The organism is Streptosporangium sp. NPDC048886, assembly GCF_055586905.1.
Map to the genome: position 1 here is coordinate 79521 of NZ_JBVJHH010000040.1, position 15093 is coordinate 94613.

The following is a 15093-nucleotide window of genomic DNA, read 5'->3' on the forward strand; positions in this document are numbered from 1 at the left end:
CATGATCAGCAATAAGTCGTTAAGTAACTCTCCTAACAGTTCCAACGGGGTCGGCGTTCCCGGGGGGCACGGTCAAGGCTTGGCCAATGGCCTTTTCTTGGCCGTTGAGGTAGATCTTCTGGGGTTTCCATGGGTTTTGTTTTGCTTTGCCCCCGAATGGGGGGTAGTGTCCTATTCGTGATCGGTTGGCGACCTGCCCTTCAATGGAAGGAGCGGCCGGCCGACGTCGAATTCCGGAGGCCGTCAGGCCACGGGAACCGGGGACCCACTTCTTGGGGTGAATCCGCCGCGAACATGCGGCGGTAGGGCAACTCCACCGCCCGAATCCGTCAGCTAACCCGGTAGACGAGATGGAGAGGAGATCACCACATGGGGCACCACGCCCTCCTGCCGCCGGCGTCCACCCCGTTGGTGCCGGCCCTCTAAGACTTCCTCGCCGCGTCCGAATGCGGCCCCCGCCGCGCTCCGCGTAGCGCCTGCACAGCTTGCTACGCCTCTTCTGTCCTGTGAGCGCGTATCCGCCTGCGCCTCTTTACGGCGCACGCGCCTCCCCGTTCCCTCGCGAAAGAGTCTTTTTTCCTCATGCGTTTCTCCCTTGGTATGCGTAAGAACCGTTTCGTGGCCGCCGCCCTCCTGGGTGCGAGCGTCCTGACCTCCTCGGCCGTCGTCTCGGCTCTTCCCGCAGCGGCTGACACCGGCGCCTCCACCCCCGGCTCCGGCTCCGGCTCCGAGGTCGCCCTCCTGAAGGGCTCGACCAAGGCCTCCTACTTCTGGGACGACTCCTCCGGCCGCGCCGGGGACACCGGCCTGCCCGCGAGCGGCAAGCCGATGCAGAAGGGCATGATCGCCAGCCCGAGCTGGCCGCTGATGACCGAGGGCTACGTCATCTACAAGGGCAAGAAGGCCAAGTTCTTCGTCGGCGACCGCGGCCCCGGCGTGCCCTCCAGCAGCGGTGTCATGATCGACCTCGACGCCAAGTCCTTCGCCGACCTGACCGGCGGCACGTTCAACTCCGACACGCTCGGCGTGGACGGCAACGGTGGCATGGGCCACATCAAGGTCGACTACGTCATCACCAAGTGGGGCAGCGGCCCGGGCAAGAAGAACCGGCCCGTGCCGTTCTCCGAGGGCGCCTGGGGCCGGATCGACAACAACCCGGCCACCCCGCCGCAGGTGGTCAACAAGTAACCCGAGGCTCGCCTCCCCCGCGAGACTCGCCCCCGCAGAAGCTCGCCTCCCGCGAAGACAGGAGCGGACGCCCACACCGGGCGTCCGCTCTTGCTCTCATTTCCACAGAATGACATTCTGTCCGGCATGACCAGCATGGCATCCGGTGTGACCGGTGCGGCGGGAGCGTCGTGACCCGGCGTGCCCGGGCGAACGGCATCGAGCTCGCCTACGACACCTTCGGTACGCCCGGAGACCGCCCGCTCCTTCTGATCATGGGGCTCGGCGCCCAGCGCATCCACTGGGACGAGGGGCTCTGCGAACTGCTCGCCGACCGCGGGCACCACGTGGTCCGCTTCGACAACCGGGACGCCGGGGAGTCCACCCATCTCCACGGCGCCGCCGTGCCCGCCTTCGGCGGCGACGGGCGGCCCCCCTACCTGCTGGGCGACATGGCCGACGACGCCGCCGGGCTGCTCGACGCGCTCGGATGGGAGTCCGCCCACGTGGTCGGCGCCTCGATGGGCGGCATGATCGCCCAGACGCTGGCGATCCGCTCCCCGCGCCGGGTGCGCAGCCTCACCTCCATCATGTCCACCCCCAGCGTGCACGCCGCCCCGCCCACCGAGGCCGCGATGGCGGCGCTCATGGCGCCGGTCTCGCTCGACCGCGAGGCGGCCATCCGGCAGTCGCTGCTGACCTGGGAGGTCATCGGCTCGCCGGGCTACCCGCTCGACCGCGAGCGGATCGCCCGGCTGGCCGGGCTGAGCTACGACCGCTGCTACGACCCGGCGGGGACGGCCAGGCAGCTCGCCGGGATCATCGCCTCCGGCGACCGCGCGCCGCTGCTGAGGGACCTCACGGTGCCCACCCTCGTGATGCACGGCGAGGACGACCAGCTCGTGCCGCTGCCCGGCGGGGTCGCCACGGCCGAGGCGGTCCCCGGGGCCAGGCTGATCACCTTTCCCGGCATGGGCCACGACCTGCCGCGCCCGCTCTGGCCCGAGTTCGTCGCCGCGATCGACGAGCTCACCTCCGCCGCCGAGCGTTGAGCTCCGGTACGGCCCGCGCCTCCCGGGGCGCAAGCCGTACCGGAGGATCAGATTTCGAGCTTCTCCTCGATACCGCGCATGCTGTGCCGCGCGAGCGCCAGGTTGGCCCGGCTGCGGTCCAGCGCCAGATAGAGGAAGAGCCCCTTGCCGCCCCGGCCGCTGACCGGGCGGATCACGTGGTACTGGCCGCTGAGCGTGATGAGGATGTCCTCGATGCCGTCCTTGAGGCCCAGCGACTCCATGGTCCGCATCTTGGCCTTGACGACCTCGGTGTTGCCGGCCGCGGCGATCTGGAGGTCCAGGTCCTTGGAGCCGCCGAGGGCGCCGAGGGCCATGCCGCTGTTGTAGTCCACGACCACCGCGCCGAGGGCACCGTCGATCGCCATCATCTCCTTGAGAGAGATGTCCATGTTGCCCATGTCTTCTCCGATCACTGGGATATCGATATGCGGGACGTGATGGCGGCCAGGTTCGCCGCCGTCTTGCGGCCCTCCAGTCGCAGCAGCCCGAGGTTGGTCCCCGGGCGGGCGAGAACTGTGAGGACGATTTCCGGGCCCGCGGCGTAGAAGGCCGCGTAGCCGTTGGTGCCCGAGATCAACGTCTCCTCGAAGGCGCCCTTGCCGGCCATGTCCGTCATCCGGCGGCTGAGGGCCAGCATCGCCGACGACAGCGCGCCGATCTGCTCGACGTCGCCGTCGAGGTCGCTGGCTATCGTCAGGCCGTCCACGCTGCACGCGATGCTTCCGTTCACATCCGTCATGCGCTCCCGCAGCAGCGTCATCTCCCGGCGTATCTCGTCACGTAGCAGCGCCGCCTCCCGGCGCGCCTCGTCACGCGCTTCCACGGGCGTCCTCCTTCCGATCAGCTTCAGCGTCCGCAGCCTTATAGGCATCGGATCAAGCTCGCCAAGCACCTGCGGCGTGGATGTCCCGTCCTGCGGGGCGGGGAGGGGGTCAAGTGAGTGCCTCCAATGCGTCTCTGAGCCGGATGAGCAGGTTCACGTCGGTGGGGTCGCCCGTCGTCCGGGGGAGCGGCGCGGCCGGCCGCGCCACGCCCGTCGGCTGGGGGCACGGCGCCGCCGGGGCGCCCGGGGGGTCGCCGATCTGCCCCGCGCCGCCTTTCGGACGCCGGGGCAGCGGGCCGGGCGCGGCGGGTCCGGCGGACCCGGCCTGCGGGATGTGCAGCAGCCCGGCCGCGGCCAGCTGCCGTACGGCGAGCAGCACCGAGTAGGCCGGGCGGCCGAGCCTGCGCGCCAGGTCGCAGGGGGTCGCCGCCGAGTCGGCGCCGACCAGCACCTCCCACTGGAGCGAGGTCAGCACCACCCGCTGGGCGGGGATGCGGCCCACCGGGACGACCGGGAGCGAGTCCAGCTCGGCGGACGGCCATGCCTGGTCCAACTGTGCCCTCCTTCGCCGGCACTCCCGGAGCAGCCCGGTCACGTCGAAATACCACTGGGGGCCGAGCCAGTGCCGGTCGCCCGGCCGGAATCTCAGCCGGTGCCCGGTGGCGTCGAACAGGAAGTACACGGCGTCGAGCACCGCGCTCAGCACGCAGAACTCCAGCTCGCCCCGGGTGAGCACGCCCTGGGCGACCAGCAGCTCGCCGCCCCGCAGGTCCTCGGTGGCGGCCTGCCTGGCCTGCCGCACGGCGTGGGCGGAGACCCTCCGGCCGGCGGTCAGCAGGTCCTCCGCCCGGGGGGCCGCCGGGCTCTCGGCGTAGGTCACCCGGCCGGCGGTGAGGTAGAACATCCCCGCCTTGCCCAGCCGCAGCGCGCCGGTGGCGCGCTCCTGCGCGAGCCCGTTGAGTACGCTCTCCACGGTCGCCACGGCGTCACGTGGTTATCAGGCGGCCGGCGAGCGCCTGGAGCCGGTGGCGGGCCAGGGCGAGATTCGAGCGCTCCAGATCGAGCCGGACGTAAATCACCAGAGGACCGTCGAAAACCGTTTCCAGCGGCCTCAGTAAATGGTGTCCGTTATCTGTGCTTATAATCATGTCGCTGATCCGGACCGTCCCGCTGGGAGAAGTCGCGGCGAGCCCGTCCAGGGCCGCCCGCAGGGTCTCGTTCAACCCCGCGGCCGACCTCTCCGCATCGGTGTGACGGCTCCCGCCGCCGACCGCGACGGCCATCCCGCTGGTCTGGTCGACCAGGATCGCGTCCAGCGCGCCAGGGATGGCCATGACCTCAGCCAGGCAGTCTTCGATTCCGAGCACGGGCTCTCCCTCGCCAACGACTACACGACGTCGCCCGGTCAGCGTAGGGATACCACCTGGAGCCCAAAGTGCCCCGATTAGAACTGATAGGTGAGGAGATGAAGAGTTTGATATCCAGGTATAAGGATCTATAACCCGAGGGAGAAAACCTCCGTCAATCCTCGGTGATAAGCGCCTGCTCGTCCGGTTTGAAAATAAGAACATTCTTCACATAAGAGTCCACGGCGGCGGGGAGACCGACGTCGTTGCCGGCCGCCTCGGACATGTACCAGCGGTGGTCGAGCACCTCGTGGAAGAGCTGGGCCGGCTCCAGCTTGTGCCGCAGTTCCTGCGGGACGGCCTCCACCGTGGGGTGGAAGACCTCCGCCAGCCACCGGTGGGCCACGATCGCCTCGTCCTCGTGGCGCAGGCCGTAGGACACCCGGAAGGAGTCGAGGTCGTTGAGCAGCCGCCTGGCCTGGTTCTCCTCCACGTCCAGGCCGGTGAGCCTGAGCAGCCTGCGCTGGTGGTGGCCGGCGTCGACGACCTTGGGACGGACGATCAACCGGCCCGTACCCGCCTTGCGGCGGACCATCATCTCGGCGACGTCGAAGCCGAGCGAGTTCAGCCGGCGGATCCGCTGGTCGATCATGTGCCAGTCCACCTCCTCGATGATCTCGTCGGAGGTGAGCTCGCTCCAGAGCCCGCGGTAGCGCGAGCAGACCGAGTCGGCGACCTCCTCGGGATCGATGGAGGGGTGGAGCAGGCCACCCGCCTCCAGGTCGAGCATCTCGCCGAAGATGTTGGTGTGCGCGACGTCGATGTCGTACAGCCGCTGGCCCTCGCTGATCATGGGGTGGAGCTCCCCGGTCTCGGCGTCGACCAGATACGCGGCGAAGGAGCCGGCGTCCCGGCGGAACAGCACGTTCGACAGCGAGCAGTCGCCCCAGTAGAAACCGCTCAGGTGCAGCCGGACCAGGAGCACGGCCAGCGCGTCGAGCAGCCGGTTGAGCGTTTCGGGGCGGACCGTCCCCGACATGACCGCCCGGTAGGGCAGGGAGAACTGCAGGTGCTGGGTGATCAGCGCGGAGTCGAGCGGCTCACCGTCCGCGCCGGTCCGCCCGGTGACCACGGCCACCGGCTCCACCGAGGGCGTGTCCAGCCGGTTGAGGTCCCACAGCAGGCGATACTCGCGCTTGGCGTAGTACTCGCTGATCTCCTTGATCGCGTAGACCTTGCCGGAGAGCCGGGCGAAGCGCACCACGTGCCGGGAGATGCCGCGCGGCAGCGAGACCAGGTGGTGCTCCGGCCACTGTTCGAGCGGGACGTCCCAGGGCAGGCGGATCAGGTCCGGGTCGCCGGGGGCGCCGGTGAGCTGGAGGGGCATCGAGTCAGTCCTCGCGACGGGGGAATCGGGGAGGGGAGAAGGCCCGCTGGACCACCGCGGAGAGCTGCTCCTCGGTGAGCACCCGGGGCTCCCCGACGGCCTTGGCCCGCACGTAGACCTCGCAGAGCCACTCCAGCAGCCGGGTCGCCTCGAAGGCCGCGTGCAGGTCGCCGCCGACGGTGACCCCGCCGTGGTTGGCCAGCAGCGCGGCCCGCCTGTCCTTGAGGGCGGCCCTGACGTTGGCCGCCAGCTCCGGGGTGCCGTAGGTGGCGTAGTCGGCGACCCTGACGGCCCCGCCGAGCAGCAGCGTGTTGTAGTGGATCGGGGGCAGCTCGGTCATGGTCGTGGCGACCACGGTGCCGAAGGTGGAGTGGGTGTGCACGATCGCCCCGGCGTCGGTGGTCGTGTAGACGGCCAGATGCATGGGCGTCTCCGAGGACGGCTGCAGCTCCCCCTCCACCAGGTGTCCCTCGACGTCGATCACCGGACAGGCCTCCGGTTCCAGCCGGTCGAGGGAGACCCCGCTGGGCGTCACCGCGATCAGATCACCGGCGCGTGCGCTCAGGTTTCCGGCAGTGCCGACCACCAGTCCGGTCTCGGCGGCCCTACGGCCGTATTCACACAGCAGACGACGCTGCTCCGCCAGCAACATGTCAGCAAAAGTAGGGGGTTGCGGTAGTAGGCGGCAAACCTTCATCATCTGGTCTAGACCGGTTGCCGTTATGTGGCCATAGGGAGGATCTGATCCTTTACTCCCCGACATGTCCAAAGTCAATGGTCACGCTGGGCATATGGGGTAATCTGTGCCGATCTGTCAGGGGAATGGGCTCCTTTGGCGTTTGATTGCTACCGGATATGTCGCGAGGACATCACGGCTCGGTCTAGACCGGCTGGGACCTCTTGACGGTGGACTTCGGAGGTACATACCTTCGGGCAAACGTTTAGGAAACTTTCCTAACTGATCCCCCGCTCAGGAGGGTTGCGATGTCCAACTCGGCCGGTACGCCCGGAGATATCACCCGGCGGCAGATGCTCCGCCGGATCGGCCTGACCGCTCTGGTCGCCGGCCCCGGCGCCGGGCTCCTCAGCGCCTGCGCCACCGGCGGCGGCTCCACCCCCGCGGCCACCACCTCCGCCGCCCCGTCCTCGGGGGGCGCGGTCTCCGCGGCCAACCCGTTCGGCGTCGCCGCCGACGCCCCCCTCGAGGTCGTCATCTTCAAGGGCGGCCTCGGCGACAGCTACGCGACCGAGGTCCACGAGCCGCTGTACAAGAAGGCGTTCCCCAAGGCCACGGTCAAGCACGTGGCCACCCAGCAGATCGCGCAGACCCTGCAGCCGCGCTTCGCCGGCGGCGACGTCCCGGACATGATCGCCAACTCCGGCACCGACCTCATGGACAACGGCGCCCTGCAGCAGGAGGGCCAGCTGCTGGAGCTCACCGAGCTGTGGGACGCCCCCTCCATCGACGACCCGGACAAGAAGGTGCGCGACATGGTCGCGCCGGGCACCGTCGAGTCGGGCCTCATCGCCGGCAAGCCGTACCTCATGAACTATGTCTTCTCGGCCTACGGCCTCTGGTACGACTCCGCCCTGTTCGAGAAGAACGGCTGGACCCCGCCGAAGACCTTCGAGGAGTTCAAGGCGTTCTGCGAGAAGGCCAAGGCCGCCGGGATCGTCCCGTTCGCGTACGCGGGCAAGAACGCCTCCTACTACGCCTACTGGATGATCCTCATCTCCGCCGCCAAGATCGAGGGCAACCAGCTCCTGATCGACATCGACAACCTCGCCGACGGCGTCTGGAAGCGCGACTCGGTCAAGCAGGCCGCCGCCGCCTGGGCCGAGATCGGCAAATACATGGACAAGTCCTTCGAGGGCCTGATCCACACCGACGTGCAGACCCGGCAGAACCAGGGCAAGATCGCCCTCTACCCGTCGGGCTCCTGGCTGGAGAACGAGCAGAAGAGCCAGACTCCCAAGGAGTTCAAGTACGCGCTGACGCCCACCCCCAGCGTCACCGCGGCCGACAAGATGCCCTTCGAGGCCATCCGCGCCGCCGCCGGCGAGGCGTACATCGTCCCCGCCAAGGCCAAGAACCCCAAGGGCGGCCTGGAGTACCTGCGCATCATGCTCTCCAAGGAGGGCGCGCGCGGCTTCACCGAGAAGTCCGGCAACATCACCGTCGTGACCGGTGCCGCCGACGGCCTGGACCTGACCCCGGGCAACGCGAGCCTCAGCGCCGCGCAGACCGCGGCCGGCTCCAACATCGTCACCTTCAGCAGCTTCGAGAACTGGTACAAGGAGTTCGAGACCGAGCTGCGCAAGCAGACCAACGCGCTCATGTTCGGCCGCATCTCCGCCGACGAGTTCTGCGACAAGATGCAGAAGGCCGCCGACAAGACCAAGGCCGACTCCTCCATCACCAAGCAGAACCGGACGGTGTAGACACCGATGCGGCATGGCAGGTATCCGTTCATCGTCGGCTTTCTCGCCGCGCCGGTGATCCTCTACGTGGTCTTCGTGATCAGCCCGTACGTCCAGGCTTTCTACATCGCGCTGACCAACTGGAAGGGCATCTCGGCGAATCCTCAGTTCGTCGGCCTGGAGAACTTCTCCCGGCTGCTGGACGACGAGGTCTTCTGGGCCGCGGTGCGTCACCACGGGCTCCTTCTGCTTGTCATGCCGCTGGTCACCATCGTGATCGCCCTGTTCTTCTCCTTCCTGCTCAACCTGAGCGGCGGGCAGCGGGGCGGTCAGATGACCGGGATCTGGGGTTCGAAGGTCTATCGGGTGATCTTCTTCATGCCCCAGGTCCTCGCCGTCGCCATCGTCGGCGTCCTCTTTCAGACGATCTACCGCCCGGACGAGACCGGCGTGATCAACGGCCTGCTCGGCAAGGTCGGCGTCGACCCGGTCGGCTGGCTCATCGAGCCGGACCTCGCCCTGTGGGCGATCATGGGTGTGGTGGTCTGGCAGGCCGTCGGCTTCTACGTGGTCCTGTTCTCGGCGGGCATGTCCTCCATCCCGAAGGACGTGTTCGAGGCCGCCGCCCTGGACGGCGCGGGCCGCTTCACCCTCTTCTTCAAAATCACCCTCCCGCTGCTGTGGGACACCATGCAGGTCGCCTGGGTCTACCTGGGCATCGCCGCCTTCGACTGCTTCGCCCTGGTCCAGGTGCTCTCGGTCGACCGCGGCGGACCCGACAACTCCACGACGGTGCTCCCGCTGGAGATCTGGCGGACGGCGTTCAACTTCTCCAAGTTCGGCTACGCGTCGGCGATGGGCGTGGCGCTGTTCTTCATGACCATCACGTTCGCGGCGCTCACCCTGCGCGTGACCCGGCGCGAGAGGATCGAGTTCTGATGGCTGCGGAAACGGCGTACAAGCCGGCCACCCGGTCGGGCGCCATGCACGGCAGGCCGAAGCGGCGCAAGAACCCGCTGGGCGCTTTCGGCGCCCTGTCCCACATCGCGCTGCTGATCTGGGCGATCCTGATCATCGGCCCGATCCTGTGGACGTTCCTGGCCTCCTTCAAGACCAACGCCGAGATCTTCGGCGACCCCATCACGCTGCCGGCCTCCCTCGGCTGGGACGCCTGGGGGCGGGCTTGGGAGAAGGCCCACATCGGCCAGTACATGATCAACACCGTCTTCGTGGTGGTGTGCAGCACGGCCCTGACCATGCTGCTGGGCTCGATGGCCGCCTACGTGCTGGCGCGCTACGCCTTCCCCGGCAACCGGGCGATCTACTTCCTGTTCGTCTCCGGCATGACCTTCCCGGTCTTCCTCGCCCTGGTCCCGCTGTTCTTCGTGGTGAAGAACCTCGGCCTGATCGACACCCACCTCGGCGTGATCCTGGTCTACACCGCCTACTCGCTGCCGTTCACCGTCTTCTTCCTGTCGGCGTTCTTCAAGACGCTGCCCACCTCGGTGGCCGAGGCGGCGATGATGGACGGCTGCTCCCACACCCGGACGTTCTTCCAGATCATGGTGCCGATGGCCAGGCCCGGCCTGGTCAGCATCACGATCTTCAACGTCCTGGGCCAGTGGAACCAGTATCTCCTGCCGATCGTGCTGCTGTCGGGCAACGTCGAGGACAAGTGGCTGATCACCCAGGGCATCGCGAACATCTCCACCAACGCCGGCTACGAGGCCGACTGGCCGGGCCTGTTCGCCGCGCTGAGCATGACCATCATCCCGGTGATGATCATCTACATCATCTTCCAGCGCCAGATCCAGTCGGGTCTCACCTCCGGCGCCGTCAAATAATCGCACTCGGCCGGTAATCCCGGAGGGGCACTGGGGAGTCGTCCTTAGTCGGAACCCGCCCCCAACCCCCCGGAGACCCCTCCATGGTCGACCTGGAACCACCGGCCTTCCCCTTCCCGTTCTTCGGGGCGGGGGAGGCCAACTACTACATGTGGGCCGAAGTGCACGTCCGCTTCGCCCGCGAACCCACGAGCTCCCAGCGCGCGGCCATCGCCGGCGGCGTCCCGGCCCCGCTGCGGGGAGCGGTCGACTGGTGCGAAGGGCGCCAGCTCATGGTGGCCAGCGGCCTGTTCCTGCACGGCGCGGTGGTCCGCGCCTACCCCGCCGCCGGGGGCGAGGCCGACCGGATCGGCGAGGACGGCTGGCTCTACGCCGCCCCCTCCCGGATCGCGGCCCTCAACGCCGACATCGAGACATGGCTCCGCCGCGTTCACGGCGAGTGCCCGATCCTGGCCGCCTACCGCGCCGAGGATCCCGACAGCGGCGGCACCCGCCTGTCGCCCTGGCACGACTGGAGCCTGACCCGGCTGCCCGACCTCCTGCCGGAGCTGGAGCGGGTCCTCGACCACGGCGGCCACGCCCCGTCCATGGCCCGGGGCATCATGGCCATGGCCCGCCGGGCCAGCAGGCTGCCCCGGCTTGGCGTCTTCGCCGCCGACGTGGTCTCCTGGACCGATGGACCTGCTTGACGACTCCGCGGTGGACCGGAGACTGGCCGACGTGCCCGAATGGCGGCGCGAGGGCGACGAGATCCGCCGGACGATCAACGCCCCCGACTTCCCGGCCGCGATCCGCATCGTCGACGAGATCGCCGTCGAGGCCGAGAAGCTCAACCACCATCCCGACATCGACATCCGCTGGCGCAACCTCCACCTGGCCCTCTCCACCCACGACGCCGGCGGCCTGACCGAGCTGGACTTCACCCTCGCCGCCCGCATCGACGAGATCGCCGCCGCGCACACCTGAGCGGCCCCGGGACCGGACGGCCCCGCCGCCCTCGGGAGGCGGGGCCGTCCGGCCCCGCGGCGGAGAAGTCCGCGGGCAGCCATCGGCGGCACCCGCGCGATGCCCCGGTCGGGCTTGGAGATCGCCTGATCCGGCGGGTCAACTGACCGCGCGGCTCGCACGGTGCCGGCGGACCGCGTCACGGTTGGCGCACCGCTGGGAGCAGTAGCGCTGCCGCCCGGTGCGGGAGGTGTCGGCGAAGATCGTGGTGCATCCGGTCACGGCGCACCGCCGGAGCCGGTGCATGCCGCGCCCCACCAGGTGCAGGGCGGTGCCCACGGAGATGAGCGCGGACAGCACGGAACCGAGCGGCTGCCGGTCGTCGCGGTAGTGCAGGTGCCAGCCGCTGCCTGCGTGGTCGGTCATTCGCGGGTAGGCGGCCGATTCCGCCAGCATGCGGTTGACCAGCTCGGCGCGCTCGCGCTCGTCGGTGGCGTCGACGACCTTCTCCCACTCCTCCAGTACGGCGTGGACACGGTCCAGGTCCTGCGGCGTGACGGGACTCTCCAGCACGAGCCCGGCGGCGCGGCAGTGGTCCGCGAGCTCCTCGGCGGTCGCCGGGCGCCGGTTGGCCAGGTCCGCGGCCAGGTTCACCACATCCTCGCCGTAAGGGTTGAGATGCATAAGACCATTACAGCAGTCTGATCCGCATGACACAACACACCTATGTACGGCAGGCGTCGGAAGACGATGGCACCGAACTCGTCCGCCTGCGGGTGTTGCCGTTCGAGGACCTCGGCGGCGGCTTCTTCGACCACCCCGACCCCGCCCTGTGCCGGCGCCGGTGATGAATGCTCGGCCGTACCGGGCGATCGGCCGCGTCGACCGAGACCGGCCCGGCGGCGCGTCACCCGGAGCGGGGAGCCGGACGGGCGGCGGCGCGTCGGCGCACCGCGGGTGGCGATACCGGTGGGTCATCCTCGGCGTCGCCACCTTCACCCAGGCCGCCTCCGGCTTCTTCGTGCAGGGCATCGGGGCGATGGGCATCCACCTGCAACGTGATCTGAGCCTGAGCACGGCTCAGCTGGGCCTCTTGCTCTCGGCGACCCAACTGGTCCCCTTGGTCGGGTTGTTGGTGGCCGGGGAACTGCTGGACCACTACAACGAGCGCTGGGTCGTCGGGACAGGCGCCTGTGTTGTCGCCGTGAGTCTGGGTGTGGGAAGCGTGGCGCAGGGATACGCGTCCCTGCTCCTCGTCATGCTGATCGTCGGTGCCGGATACAGCACCGTTCAGCCCGGCGGCAGCAAGTCGGTGGCGTCTTGGTTCGACGCCTCCCAGCGGGGGCTGGCGATGGGGATCCGCCAGGCGGGTCTGCCGCTGGGCGGCGTACTCGCCGCAGCCGTGCTTCCCGTCCTCGCTGCCGCTCTCGGCTGGCGGGTGACGCTCATGGCCGGCGCGCTCGTCGCGCTGCTGGGAGCCGTCGTCTTCATGTGCTTCTATCGTCGGCCGCCCGCCCAAAGCCCTCCTCGGGACAGCGCTCCTCGTGACCCGGAACCGCATGCCTCGCTCGCGTCCTGGTTCGGTGCCCGGCTGCGGATGCTCCGTGAACCGTCCATGGTGAAGATCATCTTGTCCGGGATGAGTCTGGTCTCGGTGCACAGCGGCGTAGGCGTCCTGACCGTGCTGTATCTCCACGAGGTGACGGCTGTCGAGGCGGGTCCGGCGGCCCTCGTCCTGGTGGCGACCCAGGGCGCGGGGGCTGTCGGCCGCGTCTGGCTGGCGGCCTGGAGCGACCGCAGCAGGTCCGGGCGCTACGCCTCTGTCCTGGTCTGCATGGTCGCGGTGACCGTAGGGATGCTGGCGCTGATCACTCCCGTGGGGCGTTCGCCTGCGGTGGCCTGCCTGTTGTTCGTCTGGCTCGGGTTCTTCGGGATCGGCTGGTACGGCCCGTGGGTCGCCCATGTGGCCGAATCGGCGCCACCGGGCAAGACGGGATCCGCCCTCGGCCTGGTCATGGCCGTCAACCAGATCGCCGTCGTCCTGGCGCCGCCCGCTCTCGGCCTGCTCAAGGACCTGACCGGCAGCTTCGCGCCAGCCTGGGCCCTGCTCTCCGCGATGACCGTCGTTGCCCTGACGGTCACGGTCCGCGGAGAACGATCGTGAGCCTTGTCGGCGACCATATGTCCGGAGACGGCAGCCCCGCTGGCCGGAGGCGTCGGACGGATCGGGATCGTTGACGCCGAACAGCAGTCGGACGGGGAGGACGTCCGTCCAGCGCGTGCATCCGCCGAGGGCCGTCGCCTGGACGGGGTCGCCCACCCAGCCGGCCGGATTGTTGTCGAAACGCAGAATCGGCGACAACTCGAACAGATCGGGGTACGGCCGGCCGATGCCGGGCGGCGGCCACGCGTCGGCCAGGGAGTGGGCCAGTCCTTCGTGGCCGAAGCGGTCCAGGGCGGCGGCGCTGAAGCCGGTGAGGGCGGAGAAGCGCTTGAACCGCTCACGGTCGGTGTCGAGCGGCTTGCGCCAGGTCTCGAAGTGGTGGCGGTCGCGCGGACCGGTTGGGCGTTGACCGTCCAGGTCGCGGCGGTACGGGCCGGGCGGCCGGCCCGGACGGCGGGCCGGAGGGGCCGTGTCCGGCGGCGAGGGGGGTGGACGCGCGGGACGAGAGTGGCGAATACCGTATGTGATCAGTCGATTACTCGTTAGAGTGGGTGCCTGTCCTGTCCTGCCTGGTCAAGGAGATGTTCGATGCGCACCCTCATGGCTCTCGCCGCCGTCGGTCTGCTGAGTGTGGCCTGTGCCGGGCAGGAGGCCGTGACCCAGCCCCACCCGGCCGGACACACGCCGAGTGCCACCGGGATCCGGCTCTCCGGGGGCGGCACGCTCACCGTGCCGGTGCCGAAGGCCTCGGCGATCGCCTACGACATCAAGCTGGCGCCCCCCGGCGCCTCGGCGCGGGTCATGTCCGAGTCGGGGGCGGTGCTCGCCACCTCCACGCTCACGGTCGGCGGCCTGCTGCCCAACCGGACCTACGGCGCGCATCTGCACGTCAACCCGTGCGGCGCCAGTCCCGAGGACGCCGGCCCGCACTACCAGCACGCCCACAGCCACGCCAGCGCCGACAACGAGGTGTGGCTCGACTTCACCACCGACGCCGAGGGCGGCGCCACCGCCACCGCCAAGCAGGACTGGGCGTTCGCCTCCGACCGGCTGCCCGGTTCCCTGGTGATCCACGCGCAGCGGACCAGGAAGAAGGGGGCCGAGGCGGGCACCGCCGGCCCCCGCGTCGCCTGCGTCACCCTCACCCGGCGCTAGCTTGATCTTTAACCTGTGCGTCGTGGTCGCGGATTAGTGGATTTCTTGGGCTTGGGTTTCGTCGTTGTGGCCTTCGCGCTGGTCAGGCCGGCGGTGGTGTAGACGTCGTGGCGTGGGGCGGGCTGGTTGTTGCGGCGGCCGGGTGGCCGTCCCGGTCCTGGCCGGGACGGTTTCGGCGCTTGGGCGGGACTGAGCGTCTTGGCGCGCAGGTGCCGAAACCCTCGGCGAACGCGAGCGGGCGACAGACGGTGCGCGGATGCAGGCTCCTCCCAGCGGCGGCGTAGGTCGGCGGCCAGGGGCCGGGCCAGCCGGAGCTGGGTGTAGACGGCCAGGATCAGCCAGGTCCAACGGTCAGCCGCCTGCGGATCGCGGATCTTGGGGCAGGCCCAACCGAGGGTCTGTTTGAGCAGCCGGAAGGTGTGCTCGATGTCGAAGCGGCGCAGGAACGCCTGCCACATCCGGTCCACCTCGGTTGCGGTGGCATCCACCTGGGACCACCACAGCCACACCGGCTTCGCAATCGCCCCGCTGGGCAGATGGCCCACCTCCAGGCGGATCACGGTGCCCTCGATCATCGGCAATTCGTCCGCATCAACCCAGGCCGCACGGCGGGTCAATCGCGGGTGCAGCCGATCCCAAGCCCAGGCAGTGGCCTGCCCATACAGGCGGGTGTCGGTCTCGGTGGTCACATCCGGCTCGCCCCAACTGCCCCGGTCACCGAAGATGAACTCGCCTCCATGGCGCGGTGGCCGGCCGTTGGTCCCCGGA

Annotated in this window: 17 protein-coding genes, 1 pseudogene and 1 riboswitch; of the genes and pseudogenes, 10 read left to right on the forward strand and 8 right to left on the reverse strand. The window is 69.2% G+C overall.

The window, feature by feature from the left end:
* Positions 1-214 precede the first annotated feature (214 nt).
* A riboswitch (cyclic di-AMP (ydaO/yuaA leader) is annotated at positions 215-363 on the forward strand.
* Positions 364-600: 237 nt separating this feature from the next.
* Together ACZ6R6_RS37775 and ACZ6R6_RS37780 are read left to right on the forward strand one after the other, a co-directional pair.
* Positions 601-1188 (forward strand): hypothetical protein, encoded by a 588-nt coding sequence (locus ACZ6R6_RS37775; protein WP_470101680.1) that lies wholly within the window; start codon positions 601-603, stop codon positions 1186-1188.
* 170 nt (positions 1189-1358) lie between these two features.
* Positions 1359-2219: an alpha/beta fold hydrolase gene (locus ACZ6R6_RS37780; RefSeq protein ID WP_470101682.1), complete on the forward strand. Its 861-nt coding sequence runs from the start codon at positions 1359-1361 to the stop codon at positions 2217-2219.
* A 47-nt stretch (positions 2220-2266) separates the two neighbouring features.
* Here the strand turns inward: ACZ6R6_RS37780 and ACZ6R6_RS37785 are convergent, their stop codons facing one another.
* The 6 genes from ACZ6R6_RS37785 to ACZ6R6_RS37810 all read right to left on the reverse strand — a co-directional run bounded on the left by ACZ6R6_RS37785 (position 2267) and on the right by ACZ6R6_RS37810 (position 6448).
* On the reverse strand, positions 2267-2638 hold the full coding sequence (locus tag ACZ6R6_RS37785; protein WP_470101709.1) for a hypothetical protein: 372 nt from the start codon (positions 2636-2638) through the stop codon (positions 2267-2269).
* Between the two features lie 11 nt (positions 2639-2649).
* The gene (locus tag ACZ6R6_RS37790) at positions 2650-3063 is read right to left on the reverse strand and encodes a roadblock/LC7 domain-containing protein (protein WP_470101684.1); all 414 of its coding nucleotides are present in this window, start codon (positions 3061-3063) and stop codon (positions 2650-2652) included.
* A 109-nt stretch (positions 3064-3172) separates the two neighbouring features.
* Entirely contained in the window at positions 3173-4036 is an 864-nt protein-coding gene (locus ACZ6R6_RS37795) for a DUF4388 domain-containing protein (protein WP_470101685.1), read from the reverse strand.
* A gap of 13 nt (positions 4037-4049) precedes the next feature.
* Positions 4050-4430 (reverse strand): roadblock/LC7 domain-containing protein, encoded by a 381-nt coding sequence (locus tag ACZ6R6_RS37800; protein WP_470101686.1) that lies wholly within the window; start codon positions 4428-4430, stop codon positions 4050-4052.
* A 154-nt stretch (positions 4431-4584) separates the two neighbouring features.
* Positions 4585-5796, reverse strand: coding sequence for a DUF4032 domain-containing protein (locus ACZ6R6_RS37805; protein ID WP_470101687.1), 1212 nt, complete (start codon positions 5794-5796; stop codon positions 4585-4587).
* 4 nt (positions 5797-5800) lie between these two features.
* Entirely contained in the window at positions 5801-6448 is a 648-nt protein-coding gene (locus ACZ6R6_RS37810) for a class II aldolase/adducin family protein (protein ID WP_306865622.1), read from the reverse strand.
* 332 nt (positions 6449-6780) lie between these two features.
* On the opposite strand from ACZ6R6_RS37810, the gene ngcE reads away from it, so the two are divergent.
* The 5 genes from ngcE to ACZ6R6_RS37835 all read left to right on the forward strand — a co-directional run bounded on the left by ngcE (position 6781) and on the right by ACZ6R6_RS37835 (position 11027).
* Positions 6781-8238: an N-acetylglucosamine/diacetylchitobiose ABC transporter substrate-binding protein gene (gene ngcE, locus ACZ6R6_RS37815; RefSeq protein WP_470101689.1), complete on the forward strand. Its 1458-nt coding sequence runs from the start codon at positions 6781-6783 to the stop codon at positions 8236-8238.
* Between the two features lie 6 nt (positions 8239-8244).
* Positions 8245-9156 carry a carbohydrate ABC transporter permease gene (locus ACZ6R6_RS37820; RefSeq protein WP_470101691.1) on the forward strand — a complete coding sequence of 304 codons (912 nt, stop codon included), beginning with the start codon at positions 8245-8247 and terminating at the stop codon, positions 9154-9156.
* Entirely contained in the window at positions 9156-10061 is a 906-nt protein-coding gene (locus ACZ6R6_RS37825; protein ID WP_470101693.1) for a carbohydrate ABC transporter permease, read from the forward strand. The genes ACZ6R6_RS37820 and ACZ6R6_RS37825 overlap by 1 nt, the downstream gene beginning before the upstream one ends.
* An 83-nt stretch (positions 10062-10144) precedes the next feature.
* Positions 10145-10750, forward strand: coding sequence for a hypothetical protein (locus tag ACZ6R6_RS37830; RefSeq protein WP_470101695.1), 606 nt, complete (start codon positions 10145-10147; stop codon positions 10748-10750).
* A complete protein-coding gene (locus tag ACZ6R6_RS37835) occupies positions 10737-11027 on the forward strand; it encodes a 4a-hydroxytetrahydrobiopterin dehydratase (RefSeq protein ID WP_306865632.1) in 291 nt (96 codons plus the stop codon). Before ACZ6R6_RS37830 ends, ACZ6R6_RS37835 begins: the two co-directional genes overlap by 14 nt.
* A gap of 138 nt (positions 11028-11165) precedes the next feature.
* Here the strand turns inward: ACZ6R6_RS37835 and ACZ6R6_RS37840 are convergent, their stop codons facing one another.
* Positions 11166-11690 carry a CGNR zinc finger domain-containing protein gene (locus ACZ6R6_RS37840; protein WP_470101697.1) on the reverse strand — a complete coding sequence of 175 codons (525 nt, stop codon included), beginning with the start codon at positions 11688-11690 and terminating at the stop codon, positions 11166-11168.
* Between the two features lie 26 nt (positions 11691-11716).
* On the opposite strand from ACZ6R6_RS37840, the gene ACZ6R6_RS37845 reads away from it, so the two are divergent.
* The 3 genes from ACZ6R6_RS37845 to ACZ6R6_RS37855 all read left to right on the forward strand — a co-directional run bounded on the left by ACZ6R6_RS37845 (position 11717) and on the right by ACZ6R6_RS37855 (position 14325).
* Positions 11717-11854, forward strand: coding sequence for a hypothetical protein (locus ACZ6R6_RS37845; protein WP_470101699.1), 138 nt, complete (start codon positions 11717-11719; stop codon positions 11852-11854).
* Positions 11854-13170, forward strand: coding sequence for an MFS transporter (locus ACZ6R6_RS37850; RefSeq protein ID WP_470101701.1), 1317 nt, complete (start codon positions 11854-11856; stop codon positions 13168-13170). The genes ACZ6R6_RS37845 and ACZ6R6_RS37850 overlap by 1 nt, the downstream gene beginning before the upstream one ends.
* 588 nt (positions 13171-13758) lie before the next feature.
* Positions 13759-14325, forward strand: coding sequence for a superoxide dismutase family protein (locus ACZ6R6_RS37855; protein ID WP_470101703.1), 567 nt, complete (start codon positions 13759-13761; stop codon positions 14323-14325).
* A gap of 8 nt (positions 14326-14333) precedes the next feature.
* Here ACZ6R6_RS37855 and ACZ6R6_RS37860 read toward each other — a convergent pair.
* Positions 14334-15093: pseudogene (locus tag ACZ6R6_RS37860) on the reverse strand (NF041680 family putative transposase); the annotation flags it as partial.

Coding starts and splice junctions, on each gene's coding strand:
- ACZ6R6_RS37775 (WP_470101680.1), top strand. CDS start 601: ATGCGTAAGAACCGTTTCGTGGCCGCCGCCCTCCTGGGTGCGAGCGTC.
- ACZ6R6_RS37785 (WP_470101709.1), bottom strand. CDS start 2,638: ATGGGCAACATGGACATCTCTCTCAAGGAGATGATGGCGATCGACGGT.
- ACZ6R6_RS37805 (WP_470101687.1), bottom strand. CDS start 5,796: ATGCCCCTCCAGCTCACCGGCGCCCCCGGCGACCCGGACCTGATCCGC.
- ACZ6R6_RS37810 (WP_306865622.1), bottom strand. CDS start 6,448: ATGTTGCTGGCGGAGCAGCGTCGTCTGCTGTGTGAATACGGCCGTAGG.
- ngcE (WP_470101689.1), top strand. CDS start 6,781: ATGTCCAACTCGGCCGGTACGCCCGGAGATATCACCCGGCGGCAGATG.
- ACZ6R6_RS37820 (WP_470101691.1), top strand. CDS start 8,245: ATGCGGCATGGCAGGTATCCGTTCATCGTCGGCTTTCTCGCCGCGCCG.
- ACZ6R6_RS37825 (WP_470101693.1), top strand. CDS start 9,156: ATGGCTGCGGAAACGGCGTACAAGCCGGCCACCCGGTCGGGCGCCATG.
- ACZ6R6_RS37830 (WP_470101695.1), top strand. CDS start 10,145: ATGGTCGACCTGGAACCACCGGCCTTCCCCTTCCCGTTCTTCGGGGCG.
- ACZ6R6_RS37835 (WP_306865632.1), top strand. CDS start 10,737: ATGGACCTGCTTGACGACTCCGCGGTGGACCGGAGACTGGCCGACGTG.
- ACZ6R6_RS37840 (WP_470101697.1), bottom strand. CDS start 11,690: ATGCATCTCAACCCTTACGGCGAGGATGTGGTGAACCTGGCCGCGGAC.
- ACZ6R6_RS37845 (WP_470101699.1), top strand. CDS start 11,717: ATGACACAACACACCTATGTACGGCAGGCGTCGGAAGACGATGGCACC.
- ACZ6R6_RS37850 (WP_470101701.1), top strand. CDS start 11,854: ATGAATGCTCGGCCGTACCGGGCGATCGGCCGCGTCGACCGAGACCGG.
- ACZ6R6_RS37855 (WP_470101703.1), top strand. CDS start 13,759: ATGCGCACCCTCATGGCTCTCGCCGCCGTCGGTCTGCTGAGTGTGGCC.